This window comes from Paenirhodobacter sp., assembly GCF_047600745.1.
In the GTDB taxonomy this organism is placed as follows: Bacteria; Pseudomonadota; Alphaproteobacteria; order Rhodobacterales; family Rhodobacteraceae; genus Rhodobacter.
In genome coordinates, this window is sequence record NZ_JASGKI010000003.1 from 1 (window position 1) to 16848 (window position 16848).

At 67.2% G+C, this 16848-nt stretch carries 15 protein-coding genes, 1 tRNA gene and 3 pseudogenes; 14 read left to right on the top strand and 5 right to left on the bottom strand.

All coding sequences use genetic code 11. From position 1 onward, the window contains the following. Together QM789_RS06570 and QM789_RS06575 are read right to left on the bottom strand one after the other, a co-directional pair. Positions 1-378, bottom strand: a 378-nt coding sequence (locus tag QM789_RS06570) for a glutathionylspermidine synthase family protein (RefSeq protein ID WP_420351162.1), incomplete at its 3' end; no start/stop codon positions are given. Positions 379-466: 88 nt separating this feature from the next. Next, a pseudogene (locus QM789_RS06575) lies at positions 467-883 on the bottom strand (glutathionylspermidine synthase family protein); the annotation flags it as partial. A gap of 84 nt (positions 884-967) precedes the next feature. On the opposite strand from QM789_RS06575, the gene QM789_RS06580 reads away from it, so the two are divergent. The 5 genes and pseudogenes from QM789_RS06580 (at position 968) to QM789_RS06600 (ending at position 4038) form a co-directional block, all read left to right on the top strand. Then, a complete protein-coding gene (locus QM789_RS06580; protein WP_420351163.1) occupies positions 968-1276 on the top strand; it encodes a hypothetical protein in 309 nt (102 codons plus the stop codon). A gap of 10 nt (positions 1277-1286) precedes the next feature. Further along, entirely contained in the window at positions 1287-1547 is a 261-nt protein-coding gene (locus QM789_RS06585) for a hypothetical protein (RefSeq protein WP_420351164.1), read from the top strand. Positions 1548-1549: 2 nt separating this feature from the next. Further along, a complete protein-coding gene (locus tag QM789_RS06590; RefSeq protein ID WP_420351165.1) occupies positions 1550-1984 on the top strand; it encodes a hypothetical protein in 435 nt (144 codons plus the stop codon). 472 nt (positions 1985-2456) lie between these two features. After that, a pseudogene (locus tag QM789_RS06595) lies at positions 2457-2720 on the top strand (heavy metal translocating P-type ATPase); the annotation flags it as partial. Between the two features lie 49 nt (positions 2721-2769). Beyond that, positions 2770-4038: an HAD-IC family P-type ATPase gene (locus tag QM789_RS06600; RefSeq protein ID WP_420351166.1), complete on the top strand. Its 1269-nt coding sequence runs from the start codon at positions 2770-2772 to the stop codon at positions 4036-4038. On the opposite strand, the gene QM789_RS06605 is transcribed toward QM789_RS06600, so the two are convergent. The 3 genes from QM789_RS06605 to QM789_RS06615 form a co-directional block, all read right to left on the bottom strand. Then, entirely contained in the window at positions 4035-4967 is a 933-nt protein-coding gene (locus tag QM789_RS06605; protein ID WP_420351167.1) for a dihydrodipicolinate synthase family protein, read from the bottom strand. The genes QM789_RS06600 and QM789_RS06605 overlap by 4 nt on opposite strands. A 43-nt stretch (positions 4968-5010) precedes the next feature. Next, positions 5011-5718: a GntR family transcriptional regulator gene (locus QM789_RS06610; protein ID WP_420351168.1), complete on the bottom strand. Its 708-nt coding sequence runs from the start codon at positions 5716-5718 to the stop codon at positions 5011-5013. 27 nt (positions 5719-5745) lie between these two features. Next, positions 5746-5829, bottom strand: a tRNA-Leu gene (locus tag QM789_RS06615). A gap of 210 nt (positions 5830-6039) precedes the next feature. On the opposite strand from QM789_RS06615, the gene QM789_RS06620 reads away from it, so the two are divergent. From QM789_RS06620 to QM789_RS06660, 9 genes and pseudogenes are all read left to right on the top strand, one after another. Further along, positions 6040-6747: a hypothetical protein gene (locus QM789_RS06620; RefSeq protein WP_420351169.1), complete on the top strand. Its 708-nt coding sequence runs from the start codon at positions 6040-6042 to the stop codon at positions 6745-6747. Between the two features lie 214 nt (positions 6748-6961). After that, positions 6962-8539: a GMC family oxidoreductase gene (locus QM789_RS06625; RefSeq protein ID WP_420351170.1), complete on the top strand. Its 1578-nt coding sequence runs from the start codon at positions 6962-6964 to the stop codon at positions 8537-8539. A 69-nt stretch (positions 8540-8608) separates the two neighbouring features. Next, on the top strand, positions 8609-9733 hold the full coding sequence (locus QM789_RS06630; RefSeq protein WP_420351171.1) for an aromatic ring-hydroxylating oxygenase subunit alpha: 1125 nt from the start codon (positions 8609-8611) through the stop codon (positions 9731-9733). Then, a pseudogene (locus QM789_RS06635) lies at positions 9730-10305 on the top strand (flavin-containing monooxygenase); the annotation flags it as partial. The gene QM789_RS06630 and the pseudogene QM789_RS06635, both read left to right, overlap by 4 nt. 672 nt (positions 10306-10977) lie before the next feature. Next, positions 10978-11391, top strand: a complete 414-nt coding sequence (locus tag QM789_RS06640) for a RidA family protein (protein WP_420351496.1) — start codon at positions 10978-10980, stop codon at positions 11389-11391. Positions 11392-11513: 122 nt separating this feature from the next. After that, positions 11514-12185: a DUF1028 domain-containing protein gene (locus tag QM789_RS06645; RefSeq protein WP_420351172.1), complete on the top strand. Its 672-nt coding sequence runs from the start codon at positions 11514-11516 to the stop codon at positions 12183-12185. Next, entirely contained in the window at positions 12182-13666 is a 1485-nt protein-coding gene (locus QM789_RS06650; protein ID WP_420351173.1) for an aldehyde dehydrogenase, read from the top strand. Before QM789_RS06645 ends, QM789_RS06650 begins: the two co-directional genes overlap by 4 nt. Positions 13667-13687: 21 nt before the next feature. Further along, positions 13688-14626 (top strand): LysR family transcriptional regulator, encoded by a 939-nt coding sequence (locus QM789_RS06655; RefSeq protein ID WP_420351174.1) that lies wholly within the window; start codon positions 13688-13690, stop codon positions 14624-14626. Between the two features lie 150 nt (positions 14627-14776). After that, the gene (locus QM789_RS06660; RefSeq protein WP_420351175.1) at positions 14777-16840 is read left to right on the top strand and encodes an NAD(P)-binding protein; all 2064 of its coding nucleotides are present in this window, start codon (positions 14777-14779) and stop codon (positions 16838-16840) included. Positions 16841-16848: the final 8 nt, after the last annotated feature.

Consider the following 16848-nt stretch of genomic DNA (forward strand, 5'->3'; position numbering starts at 1 on the left):
CAGGATCGCCTTGTTCGACACCAGCGCCTTCCACGGCGGTTCGAGGAAGGTGCAGCCGCTCCCCGCCAGATATTCGGCAAAGGGCTCGTTCAGCATGTTCTCCCAGGGATAGAGCTTGAACAGATAGCGCACCGGCCAGCCATCGGCGTCAGCAAAGCGGCCCTCCTCGGTCAGGCCGATCTTGTCCATCGTCAGGTAAAGCGGGTTGACCCCCGCCTCCTTCGCCGCCCAGGCGAGGGTCTCGACCGTGCCGTAATCCTCGCTGTTGTCGGGGACGGAGGTGAACCAGACGCTTGGCTTGTCCGGGAACAGCGCGCCGAAGCGTTCGACCAGCGCCTCCCATGTGCCGTTGAACTGATCCGCCCCGCGCGGCAGCACGCGCGCGCCCAGTTGATCCTCCAGCCAGCGCCATTGGAACGATGTGCTTCTCGAACAGGGACGTCGGCGTATCGGCGTTGTATTCCAACAGCTTCGCCGGGCCCGTCCCGTCATAGGCCAGATCCATCCGGCCATAAAGCGACGGGTCGCGGTCGTGCCAGCTTTGCGCGATGAAATCCCAATGCGCGCGCGGCAGGCCCATCCGCTCCATCAACTCCTCGGAGCCCAGGATCCGATCCACCGCATCCAGACACAGCCCATGCAGTTCCGTCACCGGATCCTCGATGTCCTCCTCGATTTCGCGCAGGGTAAACCGATAGGCGCGGAATTCGTTCCAGTAGGGTTCGCCATACATGGTGTGAAAGCTGAATCCGGCTTCCTCGGCGATCTCTTGCCAGTTCGGGCGGGGCGGCAGGGGGCGCAGTTCCACGTCTCTTCCTCTCTCGGTTCCCCCGATAAATGGGGCAGGCCGGCGGGAATTGCCAGAGCCCACCTTGACACGCATCAAGGGATTTCCCGCCGTGACGCCCTATGCTAACCGGGTAAGGGCCAGCCGCCGCCAGCCTGTTTCACAGAATTGAGGTGTCCGATGCGCGGTATACCGGATCTTGCGCCGTTCCTGCATTTACGGCGCCATATCGGCGTCGCCCATCATGTGCCGGGGCGGATCCGGCTGAAGCTCGCGCCCGCGGCGCTGGCCGAGGTGCAGGGGGTTGCGGTGGGGCCGTTCCTCGATCTGCTCAAACACCTGCCCGTGCATGTCGCGCGGGTCAATGCGGCGGCGCTGTCGGTCGTGGTCGAATACGATCCCCGGGTCGTTCCCGCGTCCGACTGGACAACGCTTCTGCGCGGCGATGCCGCACAGGCGCTGGCGGTTCTGGACCGGCATCTTGGATAGGAGAGATTTCATGAGCAACGGCACGCAAGACAATGGCTGGGGGCCGCAGGGGCCGCGCCGGGTCGATGTTCTCGACGTTCTCGAAGGCGTGATGCAGGACGGGTTCAGCTTCTCGAACCTGAGCCGGATCGCGCGGGCGAGCGGGTCGAAATTCTGGCTCGGGGCGGCGATCGGCGCGGGGGCCGTGGTGCTGGCACGCAAGCCCGAAGTGCGCGCCGCCGTCGCGGGCATCTTCCGCAATGACCACAGGAATGACCACAGGGAGGTGTGATCATGTCGAAAAAGACCACCGAAACGACCACGGACACCACCGGCGGCGTCCACTACCATTACCATTTCTACGGTGCGAACGTGCAGCCACCGCAGCAGGCGGGGCCTTCGGGCGGTTTCTCCTGCCCGCAGCCGCCCCAATTCCCGCCAACCCATGCCACGGAGCCGAACCCCCATGCCCATCCTTCGGCGGATTCGCTGGTGAAGGGGCTGGCGGTCGGGGCCGGGGCGGCCTGGCTTCTGACCAGCGAACCGGCGCAGCGGGTGGTGATGCGCACGGCGGTGCAGCTTTGGGCCGCGCTGCAAGGCGGGATCGAGGAGCTGAAGGAACGCTACCACGATGCCGAGGCCGAAGCGGCCGCCGAAACGGTTGCCGAACCGGAACCCCCCGCCCCCGAACCCAAACGCCGCAGCGGCCCGCGCCCGGTCAAGGCCTGAGCCGATGCGGATCGCGCATGAGACGCCGGGCCGCCTGCGGCTGCGGCTGACGCCGGATGCCGGGTGGCTCGCGCGGGTGGGCGCGGCGGTGCGGGCGCTGCCGGGGGTGACGGCGGTGCGGGTGAACACGCGCGGCGGTTCGGTGATCGTGTCGCATGACGGGCGCCCGGGCCTGCGGGCGCGGATCCTTGCCACCGCCGAACACCCGCCCGCGAATGCCGAGGGGTTTGTGCCCCCCGAAGGGGCCGATGGGCTGGACCTTGCCACGGCGGCGCTCGCGGTGGCGGGGGCCTTCGTGCTGCCCCGTCCGCTGGCGGGGGCGGTCACGCTCGCCAATGTCGCGCGCCCGATCCTGACCGGGGCGAAGGCCGCGCTGACCGAGGGGCTGAAGGTCGAGGTGCTGGACGCCATCGCGATGGGCCTGCCCACCCTGCGCGGCGAATATGGCACGGCGAATTTCACCCGCTTCCTGATGGAACTCGCGACCTATATCGAGGCGGGCACGGCGGAGCGCTCGGACGAGTTGCTGCGCACGTTGCTGCACCGCCGCCCCGAAGATGTCTGGGTCGAGCGCGACGGCCAGACCACCCGCATGCCCTTCGACAGCCTGAAGGGCGGCGAGCGCATCGTCGTCGGCATCGGCGAGACGGTTCCGGTCGATGGCGTGGTGCTCACCGGCGCGGCCTATGTCGACCAATCGGCGGTGACGGGCGAAAGCCTGCCGCTTTCGCGCATGGTAGGGGATGTGGTGCTTCTCGGGCAGCATCGTCACCGATGGGCGGCTGGTGATCCGGGCCGACCGGGTGGGCGATGCCACCACCACCGGCCGCATCACCCGCTACATCCAGGAGGCGCTGGAACGCCCCGCCGAAATCGAAACCGTTTCCGAACAGCTTGCGGACAAGCGCGTCGGCATCACGCTCGCCTCGGCGGCGGCGGTGTTCGGGCTGACGCGGAACTGGCGGCGGATGGAATCGGTGTTCATGGTCGATTACTCCTGCACGGTGAAGCTCGGCACGCCGATCGCGATCAAAAGCGCGATGTATCGCGCGGCAAAGGCGGGCGGGCTGATCAAATCCGGTCAGGCGCTGGAGGCGCTGGCGGGTATCGACACCGTGGTCTTTGACAAGACCGGCACGCTGACCCACAACACCTTGCAGGTCACCGATGTCCTGCCGCTGGCCAAGGGGCTGGACGAGGGGCAGGCGGTGGCGATGGTGGCGTCCCTGGGCGAACACACCGCCCATCCGATCGCGCGGGCGGTGGTGGAACTGGCACAGGCCCGCCATCTGGCCCATGTCGCGCATGAAGAGGTGGATTTCATCGTCGGTCATGGCGTCGCGGGCCGGATCGGCGACAATGTGATCCGCTTCGGCAGCCGCCGCTATATCGAGGATGACGAGCACGTTTCCTTCGCCGCCGCGCGCGACAAGGTGGCCAAGCTGAAGGCCGAGGGCAAGTCGATGCTTTACGCCGCGCGCGACAACGAACCGCTTGCCATGTTCGCCCTGCGCGACCGCCTGCGCGAGGAGGCGGCACCCACGCTTGCCCGGCTGCGGGCGATGGGGGTGAAGCGGCTGGTGATGATCACCGGCGATGCGCGGGAAAAGGCGCTGGCCCTTGGCGAGGCGCTAGGGCTGGACGAGGTGCATTACGAGCAGCAGCCCGAGGACAAGGCCCGGCTGATCACCGCGCTGCGCGAGGGGGGCGCGAAGGTCGCCTATGTCGGCGATGGGGTGAACGACGGCCCCGCGCTGATGGCGGCGGATGTCGGGCTGGCGATGCCGCGCGCCGCCGACATTGCGCGGGCGACGGCGGATGTGCTGCTGGTCGAGGACCGGCTCGACGCGCTGGCCGATGTGGTGGCGATCGCACAGGACACGATGGCGCTGATCCGCTCGAACTTCCGCGTGGCGGTGGGGGTGAATTCGGCGATCCTCGCCGGAGCGGCGACGGGGCGGTTCGCGCCCGTCACCACCGCGCTTTTGCACAACGGCACCACTATCGCGGTGCTGCTGCGGTCAATGGCGCATGGGCGCGGCGCGATGGCCTAGCGCGACCAGTCGGCATACCAGGTATCGAACAGCTTCAGCTGGGCTTCGATGAAGCCCTGCTGACTGGGCGAAAGCGCATCCGTTTCGTTGAAATGCAGCGCATATTCCGGATTCCCCTTCAGCACCATCATATGCTTGAAGAACAGGACCAGATCCGGCCCGGCATCGACCTTGGCGAGTTCATGCAGCGCGGCGTCCAGTTCCTGCGCCCGGCGGCGTGCCGTGGCATCGCCCGCCGCAGCGGCCCTGGACAGTTCGACCAGATGCAGCACCTCGCGCGGCAGAACGCAGCCGATCCCGGTGATCGCCCCCGAGGCGCCGCAGTTCACGAACCCATGCACCACCGCCGTATCGACGCCGACCATCAGCGTCACATCGTCGTCGCGCGAGGTGATGTGCTCCGCCGCATAGGACAGATCGTCATTACCGCCGAATTCCTTGAACCCGATCAGGTTCGGATGCTCTGCCCGCAGCGCGAAGAACAGATCCGCCCGGGTGGCGAACCCGTAATAGGGGCTGTTGTAGATCACCGCCGGCAGGTTCGGCGCCGCCGACAGGATCGCCTTGAAATGCGCCTTCTGCGCCGCGATGACGGACCCGCGCGACAGCACCCGCGGGATCACCATCAGCCCCTTCGCCCCTACCTTCTGCGCATGCGCCGCATGGGCGACGGCGGTTTTCGTATTCACCGCCCCGGTGCCGACGATGACCGGGATCCCCGCCGCGACCAGCCGCTCGACCCCCTCCATCCGCTCGGCATCGGTGAGCAGCGGCCAGTCCCCCATCGAACCGCAATAGACCACCGCCGACATGCCCAGCCCGATCAGTTCCGTGGCCTTGCGCACCAGCGCGTCGAAATCCGGCGTCCGGTCCGGTTTGCAGGGGGTCATCAGGGCGGGGATCGTTCCGGTGAAGATCGTCGAGCGCATGGAATCATCCTCTCATGGAATGCCCCACTGTAGCGCGTGTATTTTATTTGTCGACAGGATTCAGCGGCACCGCCTGCCGGTCGTCCCGCGCGATGAAGGCCCGGATCTGCCCGACGATCTGATCGGCATGCGCCGTGGCCAACAGGTCGGCGCGGTCGATGTCCCCCGCCTCGATCGCGGCGATCATCTCCTCATGTTCCTCGACAAAGCGCAGCGGCAGCCGGTCCTGATAGGAGGAATAATAGATCCGCAGGATGCGCCGCCCCTCGTCCAGCAGCCGCGCGAACAGCCCGATGTAATAGGGGTTGCGCCCGGCCTCGGCGATGGCAACATGGAAATCGCGGTTGGTGGCGATCATCGCCAGCGCGTCCTGCGCCACCACCGCGCGACGGAACGCCTCCTGTTGCGCGCGGATCCGGGTCAGGTCATCGTCCTGCCGGTATTGCGCCGCCAGCCGCGTCGTCACCCGATACATCAGTGTCAGCGCGTCGAAGAAATGATGCAGGTTGAGAAAGTCGATCTGCGCCACCACGGTCGAGCGGTTCGGCAACGTTGTCACCAGCCCCTCCGCCGCCAGCCGCACCAGCGCCTCTCGCACCGGCGTGCGCGACATCGACAGCCGCTCGGCCAGGTGCACCTCGTCAATCGGCGCGCCGGGCGGCAGGGTCAGGCAAAGGATCTCGTCGCGCAGCACGTCATAGACATGCTTCACCCCGGAGCCGCGCTTGCGGTCGGACATCGGTTCGGTCATGCGGCCCCCTTGCCTGCGGGATAATTCTGGTAGCGGCGGCGGGAGTCGAACCCGCACTCCGTTCGGAAGGGCATTTTAAGTGCCTTGTGTCTACCGTTCCACCACGCCGCCACACCTGCCGGGCCGCCTGCGACGGGCCCGGGATGCGTTCACCCAATCCATAAACCACCGCAGCGCGTTAGCCAATGCGCGTTCATGCCCGCCATAGCTTCGATGCGGGCCGGGTTCGCAACGGGCACGGGGCCATGGCGGGCGATCGGGCGGGAAAACCACAGAGTCATGGCGCGGAACGCTGACCACCCCCCATGGCGCGCGGACCCCATGGTGCGCGGGAACGCGACGCCCTATCCTGCGCCGATGCGCCCGACGACCCTCCGCCCCCTGCCGGTCCCGCCGCCGTTCCGGATCCTGTTCGCCGACGGTCCGGGCGCGGATCTGGTCATCGCCTTTTCGTCGGTCGGGCATGATCCGGAGCGCGTGCCCTCGCCCGAATTCGTCGCCACCGCCACCAATGGCGGGCGCCGGGCGCTGTTCGTCGCGGATGAAAGCCGCAGCTGGGCGAACCATCCGGGCTTTGCCCCGGCGCTGCAACAGGCACTGGCCCATGTCGGGACGGTGCGGCGGATCGCCACCACGGGGCTTTCGATGGGCGGGTTCTGCGCGCTGGCGGCGGCCGAGGTGCTGCCGGTGGATGTGGCGCTGGCCTTTTCGCCGCAATGGTCTTTAAGGAACGAAACCCGCTGGACGCGCTGGACAGATGCGCTGCCGCCCATCCGCTACCCCACCGCGCCGATTGCCGCGCGCTGGACCGTGCTGTTTCATGGCGCGCTGGACGACCTGCCGCAGGCCCTGCCCTTCCCGCAATGTCCCGGCCTCGACCATCTGATCTTCCCGGACCTCGCTCATTCCAGCCTTGTGCCCCATCTGAAATCGCGCGGGGTGCTGGCCGGGCTGATGGACTCGGCGCTGGCGGGGGACCGGCGCAGGCTGCTTCGGATCGCGGCTTCGGCGGGCGGGCGGCGGCGCTGAGGTTCGCGAACTGCCCATGCACCGGGCATATCGCCACAGGGACAGGCCAATGCCCTGCGCGCCGCCACCGCCGGGCCGGACGGCGCCCGGCATTTTCCACGATAATCCATATAGTTACGCATATACTTAGGATTATCCGAAGTCCGGCCAAGGAAAATACTTCTGCCGCCTAACCAGGCCCCGCCGCATGGTGCCCAGAACTTCGGGACAGGACATGATGCAGCAAGATTTCGACATCCTCATCATCGGCGCAGGCTCAGCGGGCTGCGTTCTGGCCAACCGGCTTTCGGCGCGGGGCGAAAAGGTCTGCGTGATCGAGGGCGGCGGTTCGGAAAGCGCGCCGAATGTGCGCGTACCGGCGGGGATCCTGTCGCTGTATGGCAATCCGAAATACGATTACGCCTATGTCGGCGTGCCGCAGCCCGCGCTGAACAACCGCCGGATTCCGGTGAACCGGGGCAAGGCGCTTGGCGGCTCGTCCACGATCAATTCGATGCTGTTCATCCGGGGCGCCTGTTCGGATTACGACGAATGGCGGGATCTGGGCTGTGCGGGCTGGGGCTGGGATGACGTCCTGCCGGTGTTCAAGAGCCTTGAGCGCAACGTGATCGGCCAGTCGCCCGATTGGCACGGCTTTGATGGCGAGGTCTATGTCGACCGCGCCCGCGATCCGAACCCGGTGTCGCGGATGTTCGTCACCGCCGGGCGGGCCGTCAACCTGCCCGAGAACACCGATTTCAACGCCGGGGTGCAGGAAGGCGTCGGCATCTACAACGTGACGCAGCATGACGGGCTGCGCTGGTCCTCCTATCGCGCATTCCTCAAGCCCGTGCTGGAGCGCCCCAACCTGACGGTGATGAGCGGGGCGGAGGTGAGCCGCCTGACCCTTGACGGCCGCCGCGTGACCGGGGTGCAGCTGCACAACGGGCAGGCCCTGACCGCGCGGGAGGTGATCCTGTCGGCCGGGGCGATCGGCTCGCCCGCGCTGCTGATGCGGTCGGGGATCGGGCCGGGGGAGATGCTGCGGGCGGCCGGGGTGGCGGTGGCGCATGACCTGCCCGGCGTCGGCCAGAACCTGCGCGACCATATCGACGGGATGATCACGGTGCGCTCGGACTCGACGCAGACGCTGGGCCTGTCGGTGCCGAACCTGCCCGCGATGCTCGCCGCGCCGTTCCGGTTTCTGTTGCAGCGCAAGGGGATGCTGACCACCAACTATGTCGAGGCGGGCGGCTTTGCCCGCACGAAATACGCGGGGGCCGAGCCGGATATCCAGTTCCATTTCGTCCCCGGCTACCGCAGCCATCGCGGGCGGCTGGTCGAATACGGCCATGGCTACGCCATCCATACCTGCGTGCTGCGGCCGAAATCGGTGGGCGAAATCCGCCTGACCGGCGCGGGGACGGAGATCGACCACCGCTTCTTTACCGCGCCCGAGGATGCCGCGACGCTGGTCGAGGGGATCAAGGTCGCGCGCGCGATCCTGGCCGATCCGGTCTTCGCCCCGATCCGCAGGCGCGAGATGCTGCCCGGCGACGGTGTGCAGAGCGATGACGAGATCCTCGCCTATCTGCGGGCCGAGGCGCTGACCGTTTATCACCCCGTCGGCACCTGCAAGATGGGCACCGATCCGCTTGCCGTGATCGACCCCATCAGCATGAAGGTCCACGGGATCGGGGGGCTGCGCGTTGCCGATGCCTCGGTCATGCCCACGCTGATCGGCGGCAACACCAATGTGCCGTCTATGATGATCGGCGAGAAATGCGCCCGCGCGATCTTAGGCACAACCTAATCAATGATGACGAATGATGTTCTTTTCCTGAAGCACGCCCTGCGCCATTGAACCCCGGAGGAGCCCGCCATGAATGCCGCCACTGAACTCGCCGCTTCGGTCGCCGTGCCGTTTGAGCGGGCACATGCGATGCCGGTGTCCGTCTATACCTCGCCCGAATTCCTGCGGCTGGAGGAGGAGCGGATCTTTGCGCGCAGCTGGCTTTGCGCCGGGCGGGCGGATGGGCTGAAGGCGCCGGGGGATTACCTGACGCTGGACATCGCGGGGGAGCCGGTGATCGTGCTGCGCGACCGCGACGGGGTGTTGCGGGCAATGTCGAACGTCTGCCGGCACCGGATGTCGGTCCTGCTCGAAGGGCGGGGCAACGCGCGGGTCATCACCTGCCCCTATCACGCCTGGACCTACAACCTCGACGGCAGCCTGCGCGGCGCCCCGGCGATGGATCGCAACGAAAGTTTCTGCAAAAGCGATGTCCGCCTGCCTCCGGTGCGCTGCGTCGACTGGCAGGGCTGGATCATGGTCACGCTGAACCCCGACCTGCCCGACCCCGCCGGGATGTTCGCCGAGGTCGAGGCGCTGGTCGGCCCCCTCGACATGGGCAGCTATACCGAGACCTTCCGCGAGGAACACCGCTGGAACACCAACTGGAAGATCCTCGCCGAGAATTTCATGGAAAGCTACCACCTGCCGATGTGCCATGGCGGCACCATCGGCGGCGCGGTCAGCCTGCGGGACATGACCTGCCCGGAGGGGTTCGCGGCGTTCAACTACCACCATATCCTGAAGGATGACTCGGTGGCGCTGGCGCTCGCGCACCCCACGAACACCCGGCTGGTGGGGGAGGAGCGGCGGCGGACATGGCTGCTGGCGCTTTATCCGGCGCTGCTGATCACGCTGACGCCCGGATATTTCTGGTATCTGTCGCTGATGCCCGACGGGCCGGACCATGTGAAGATCCTGTATGGCGGCGGGCTGTCGCCCGATTTCATCGCCGATCCGCAGGCCGAGGCGCATTTCGCCGCGCTCAAGGGCCTTCTGGATGCGGTCAACGACGAAGACAAGGGCTGCACCGAGCGCGTCTGGCGCGGCATGCAGGGGCGGCTGGCCGCGCCCGGCGCGCTGTCGCATCTGGAACGGCCGAATTACGAATTTGCCCGCTGGATCAGCGGGATGATAGCACGAGAGGCGGCATGACCGAGAAGACAGAAGTTCTGGTGGTAGGGGCCGGACAGGCCGGGATCGCGATGAGCCAACACCTGACGCGGGAGGGCATCGCGCATATCGTGCTGGAACGCGCGCGGGTGGCCGAGGCCTGGCGCACGGCGCGGTGGGATTCGCTGGTGGCGAACGGCCCGGCCTGGCATGACCGGTTTCCGGACATGAAATTCCCGGGCGATGGCGATGCCTTCGTGCCGAAGGAGCAGGTGGCCGATTATCTTGCGGATTACGCGCGGAAATTCGGCGGTGAGATCCGCACGGGGGTTTCCGTCACCGCGCTCAGCCGCAACGACGGGCGGCCGGGCTTCACGGTCGAGACTTCGGCCGGGCCGGTCGAGGCGGATTATGTGGTGGCGGCGACCGGGGCCTATCAGGTGCCGGTGATCCCGCCCCTGGTGCCGCAGGATGCCGGGTTCGCGCAGCTGCATTCGGCGCAATACCGCAACCCGGAGCAGCTTCCCGAAGGGGCGGTGCTGGTGGTGGGCGCGGGCTCTTCGGGCGTGCAGATCGCCGAGGAACTGATGCGGGCGGGGCGCAAGGTCTATCTGTCCGTCGGCCAGCACGACCGCCCGCCGCGCGCCTATCGCGGACGGGACAATGTGTGGTGGCTGGGCGTGCTGAACAAATGGGACATGGAGGCGAGCCCTGGGTCCGAGCACACCACCATCGCGGTCACCGGCGCGCGCGGCGGCTATACCATCGACTTCCGGCGGCTGGCGGAACAGGGGATGGTGCTGACCGGGCGGCTGAACGGGTATGAGAACGGCGCGGTGACCTTCGCCGATGACCTCAAGCGGAATCTGGATGCGGGGGATGCGAACTACCTCTCAGTGCTGGACGAGGCGGATGCCTATATCGCGCGCAACGGGCTCAACCTGCCCGAAGAGCCCGAGGCGCGGGTGATCCCGGCCGATCCGCCCTGCGTCACCGATCCGCTGCGCAAGCTGGACCTGAAGGGCGTGGGCGCGATCATCTGGGCCACCGGTTTTGCGCAGGATCACCGCTGGATGCAGGTCGATGCCTTTGACAAAAACGGCCGGCCCCGGCACAAGCGCGGCGTGTCGGAAGAGCCGGGGCTCTATTTCCTCGGCCTGCCATGGCAGTCACGGCGGGGGTCTTCGTTCATCTGGGGCGTCTGGCATGACGCCAAATTCATCGCCGATCATATCGTCAAGCAGCGCGGCTACCTTTCCTACCGCGCCGAACCCATGGAGAGCCCGATGGCCCACACCCGTATCCGCCCGTTCAACACCAAGGACACCTATCCGGAGCAGAAGCTCGACAACGACCTGTGTCAGGCGGTGGTGGCGCGCGGCACGACGATCTTCCTGCGCGGGCAATGTCCGCAGGATCTGGACACCGCCGAGGATATCGGCAGCCCGGATCCGGTCGAACAGACCCACAAGGTGATGCAGAACATCCGCCAGCTGATCGAGGAAGCGGGGGGCTCGATGGAGCATCTGTGCAAGGTGGTGGTCTACCTGACCGATGTGCGCCACCGCGAGGCGGTCTACCGGACGATGGGCGAATACATCAAGGGCGTGCATCCCGTTTCGACCGGGGTGGTGGTGACCTGCCTCGCGCGGCCGTCCTGGCTGGTGGAAATCGACGCGACGGCGGTGATCCCGGACTGAGGGGGGCTCCCGCGCGGTCGCGGTGCCTTGCGGCACGGCGACCCCTTGGGCCGCGCGCGGGGGACGCCCCCCGCGACCCCCGACCGCGCCGTTGCACGAAACCGGAGAGGAAAGGAAAGCGGATGACTTTTTCCATCGTCGCGCGTTGCGCGCAAAGCGGACAATTCGGGGTGGCGATTTCGTCTTCCTCTCCCGCAGTGGCGGCGCGCTGTGCCTGGGCGCGGGCCGGGGTGGGCGCGGTTTCGACGCAGAACGTGACCAATCCGGCGCTTGGGCCGCTGATGCTCGACCGGATGGCGGGGGGCGCGGCGGAAGCGGTGGCGGCGGCGCGCGATGCGGATGGCTATCCGGACTACCGGCAGTTGCTGGCGGTGGATGGCGCGGGGCGGAGCGCGGTGCATTCCGGGGCGAAGGCGCTTGGCCTGTGGTCGGCGGCGCAGGGGGCGGATTGCGCGGCGGGGGGCAACATGCTGGCCGATGCCGGGATTCCGGCGGCGATGGTCGCGGCCTTCGAGGCGGCGGATGGCCCGCTGGGCGACCGGCTGATCGCGGCGATGCGGGCGGCGGTGGCGCTTGGCGGTGAGGCTGGGCCGGTGCATTCGGCGGGGCTTCTGATCGTGGACCGGCAGGCCTGGCCCTATGCGGAGCTGCGGGTGGATTGGCTCGATGAAGGCTGCCCGATCGAGGCGGTCGCCCGTGCCTGGGAGGTCTACAAGCCCCAGGCGGATGATTATGTGACGCGCGCGCTGAACCCCACCGCCGCGCCCTCTTATGGCGTGCCCGGAGACGAATGATGCAGAGCCTTGCCCATTACACCGCCCGCGCGGCGGCGATGACCTTGCGCAACCAGTGCTGGATCGGGGGGCGGTTCGTGCCCGCCGCCTCCGGCGCGCGGTTCGACTGTGTGAACCCTGCCACCGCGCAGGTTCTGACCGATGTGGCGCGCGGCGGCGCCGAGGATATCGACCGCGCCGTGGCGGTGGCCCGCGCAGCCTTCGACGATGGCCGCTGGTCGCGCAAGACGCCGGGCGAGCGCAAGGAGGTGCTGCTGCGGCTGGCCGCACTGCTGCGCGAGAACCTTGAGGAATTCGCCCTGCTCGATACGCTCGACATGGGCAAGCCGATTGCGGAAACCGTGAATGTGGATGTGCCCGGTTCGGCGCATTTCTTTCAGTGGCACGCCGAAGCGGTGGACAAGATCTATGACGAGGTGGCCCCCACCGGCGGGCGCGATGTGGCGATGATCCGGCGGGTGCCCCTGGGTGTCGTCGGCGCGGTGGTGCCGTGGAACTATCCGCTCGACATGGCGACGTGGAAATTGGCGCCCGCGCTGGCGGTGGGGAACTCCGTGGTGCTGAAGCCCGCCGAACAATCGCCGCTGTCGGCGCTGCGGCTGGCGGAACTGGCCGCCGAGGCCGGGCTGCCCGACGGCGTGCTGAACGTCGTGCCGGGGTTCGGCGAGGATGCGGGGCAGGCGCTTGGCCGGCACCCGGATGTGGATTGTCTCGTTTTCACCGGCTCGACGGACGTCGGCAAGATGTTCCAGCGCTATGCCGGTGAAAGCAACATGAAGCAGGTCTGGCTGGAGACCGGCGGCAAGAGCCCGAACCTGATTTTCCCGGATGCCGATCTGGATCAGGCGGCGGATATGGCGGCCTTCGGCATCTTCTTCAATCAGGGCGAGGTCTGTTCCGCCAACAGCCGGATGCTGGTGCATCGCGACGTGGCCGAAGAGATGACCGCACGGATGAAGACCCGGGCCGAGGCGATCCTGCCGGGCAATCCGCTCGACCCGGACACGAAGATGGGCGCGATGGTGGATCACCGGCACGCGGCGCGGGTGGCGGAGTTCCTCGCCTCGGGCAAGGAACAGGCGCGGCTGGTGGCGGGGGGCGAGCGGCTGACGATCGGCGGCTCGGACGCCTTCATCCAGCCCACGGTCTTCGCCGATGTGCCCCATGACGCCCGGATCGCGCGAGAGGAGATCTTCGGCCCCGTTCTGTCGATCCAGACCTTCGCGGACGAGGGCGAAGCGGTACGGATGGCCAATGACAGCCCCTATGGCCTTGCCGCCTCGGTCTGGACCCGCGACCTGAGCCGGGCGATGGACCTGTCCGACCGGCTGCATGTCGGCACCGTCTCGGTCAACACGGTCGATGCGCTGTCGGCGATGACCCCCTTCGGCGGGATGAAACAGTCGGGCATCGGGCGCGACCTGTCGATCCATAGCTTCGACAAATACACCGCGCTGAAAACCGTCTGGATCCGGTATTGATCCCGGCGCTATAGTCTGCCCATGCCCCTGCGTTTCACCCTGCGACAACTGGAATATTTCGTGGCCGTGGGGGAATGCGGTTCGATCGCGCTGGCGGCGGAGAAGGTCAATGTCTCCTCGCCCTCGATTTCGGCGGCGATTGCGCAGCTGGAGAGTGAATTCGGGCTGCAACTCTTCGTGCGCCGTCATGCACAGGGGCTGTCGCTGACGCAGGGCGGGTTGCGGTTTCTGGACAGCGCGCGCGATCTGCTCGACCGGGCGCGCGGGCTGAACGATCTGGCCAATGACATCACCGGCAAGGTGCGCGGGCCGCTGAACGTCGGCTGTCTGGTGACCTTCGCGCAGATCGTTCTGCCGCAGTTGCGGCGCAGCTTCGTTGACCTCTGGCCCGAGGTCGAGTTTCATCAGTTCGAGCGCGACCAACAGGAAATCTTCGAGGGGCTGCGCTCCGCCCGGCTGGACATCGCGCTCAGCTACGACCTGAACATCCCGGCCGATGTGCGCTTCACGCCGCTGATCGACCTGCCGCCCTTCGCGATGCTGAACGATACGCATGAGCTTGCCCGGCTGGGCAGCGTGACCCCGGCGGAACTGGCCGATTATCCGATGGTGCTGCTCGACCTGCCGATGAGCGCGGATTACTTCCTGTCGTTCTTCACGCAGCTGGGCATCTCGCCGATCATCGCGGAACGCACGCGCGACATCGCGGTGATGCGCTCGCTGGTGGCGAATGGCTTCGGCTATGGCGTGGCGAATATCCGGCCGCTGACGGATCTGGCGCCGGACGGGCGGCGGCTGCGCTTCGTGCCGCTGAGCGGGCCGGTGAAGGCGCTGCGGCTTGGCCTGCTGACATCGGATGGCGAGGCGTCGCGCTCCGTGCGGGCCTTCATTGAACACGCCCGGGCGGAAATCACGCCGACCAGCGCGCCGGGCCTTCAGGTGCTGCCGGGGGCGGAGTGAGTTTTCATTCCGCTTATTCGGAAGGCCCTTTGCCAGCATAACCAGCAATTAGGATCAGCCTAACTCGGGCTTCCGCAACCTGTAATTTACGGGGGGTGCGACATTATGGATCGTCCGCCCTGCCCCGGAAATACCGGCAAGGGAGACATGATGCGCAACCCAGCCTACGACATTCTGTTCGAGCCCGCGAAGATCGGCCCGCTGACCGCGAAGAACCGCTTCTACCAGGTGCCGCATTGCAACGGCGGCGGCTACCGCGACCCGACGGCGGCGGCCACGATGCGGGGGATCAAGGCCGAAGGCGGCTGGGGCGTGATCTTCACCGAGCAGACCGAGATGCACCACACCTCGGAAATCACGCCCTTCATCGAACTGCGGCTGTGGGACGATGCCGATATTCCCGCGCTGCGGCGGATGTCGGAGGCGATGAAAACGCAGGGCGCGCTGGCGGGGATTCAGCTCGCCTATTCCGGCATCAACGGGCCGAACCTGTATACGAAGGAGGTGCCGCTCGCGCCCTCCGCCCTGCCGATCCGGACTTTCACCAATGATCCGGTGCAGGCCCGCGCGATGGACCGGACCGATATCCGCAACCTGCGCCGCTGGTTCGTGAATGCGGCGAAACGCTCGAAACTGGCGGGGTTCGATCTGATCTGCCTGTATGGCGCGCATGGGTTCGGGATCTTCCAGCATTTCCTGAGCCGCGCGACGAACCAGCGCTCGGACGAATACGGCGGGTCGCTGGAAAACCGCTCCCGCTTCGTCAATGAGGTGGTGGCCGATATGCGCGATGCGGTGGGCGATACGATGGGGATCACGCTGCGCGTGAGCCTTGACGAAACCATCGGCGCGCTTGGCTTTTCCAACGCCGAGGTGCGCGAGTTCATCGAGATGAACCGCGACCTGCCGGACCTGTGGGATCTGGCGCAGGGGACATGGGAGGACTGCTCCGGCCCCTCGCGCTTCAAGGAAGAGGCGGCGCAGGAGGTTCTGGTCAGGGGCATCCGGGAGCTGACCTCGCGCCCCGTGGTCGGCGTGGGGCGGTTCACCTCGCCCGATGTGATGGCGCGGCTGATCCGGCAGGGGACGCTCGATTTCATCGGCTGCGCGCGGCCCTCGATCGCCGACCCCTTCCTGCCGAAAAAGGTCGAGGAAGGCCGGATCGAGGATATCCGCGAATGTATCGGCTGCAACATCTGCATCACCGGCGACATGACGATGAGCATCAGCCGCTGCACCCAGAACCCGACCTTCATGGAGGAATGGCGCAAGGGCTGGCACCCCGAAAGGATGAACCCGAAGGGCGACAGTTCCAACGTGCTGATCGTCGGCGCCGGACCCGCCGGGCTGGAGGCCGCCCGCGCGCTGTCCCTGCGCGGCTATGACGTGGCGCTGGCCGAGGCGGGCACCGCGCTTGGCGGGCGGGTGGCGCGCGAACGGCTGCTGCCGGGGCTGTCGGCCTGGGGCCGGGTGGCGGATTACCGCGCCTATCAGATCGGCCAGCGCCCGAATGTCGAGACCTATTTCGACAGTCCGCTGAGCGCGGAGGAGGTTCTGGACTTCGGCTTTGAAAACGTCGCCATCGCCACCGGGGCAAAATGGCGGGCGGATGGCGTGGCGCGGCTGCATGTCGTGCCGATGCCGATGGATGCGGCGCTGCCGGTGTTCACGCCCGATGACATCATGGCGGGGCGGCTGCCCACGGGTAATGTCGTGCTGTTCGACGACGATCACTATTACATGGGCGGGGTGATTGCCGAACTGCTGGCCAAGGCGGGCTGTGCGGTGACGCTGGTCACGCCTTCGGCCTATGTGTCGGACTGGACGCTGAACACGCTCGAACAGGGCGCGATCCACCGGCGGCTGGTCGACTGCGGCGTGAAGATCGTGCTGAACACCGGGATCGCGGCGCTGCATGCGGATGGCGCCGAAACCGCCTGTGTCTACACCGATGCGCGGGGCCGGATCGGCTGTGACGCGGCGGTGATGGTGACCTCGCGCGTCTCTGACGACGGGCTGTATCAGGCGCTGAAGGCGCGGGAGGCGGATTGGGCCGATGCCGGGATCCGCTCGGTGCGGGTGATCGGCGATGCCTGCGCCCCCGGCCCGATCGCCTGGGCCACTTATGCCGGGCACCGCTATGCCCGCGAACTCGACCAGCCCGACATCGGCGATGCGCTGCCCTTCCGGCGCGAAGTGACGCAACTGGCCTGAGGCCAACA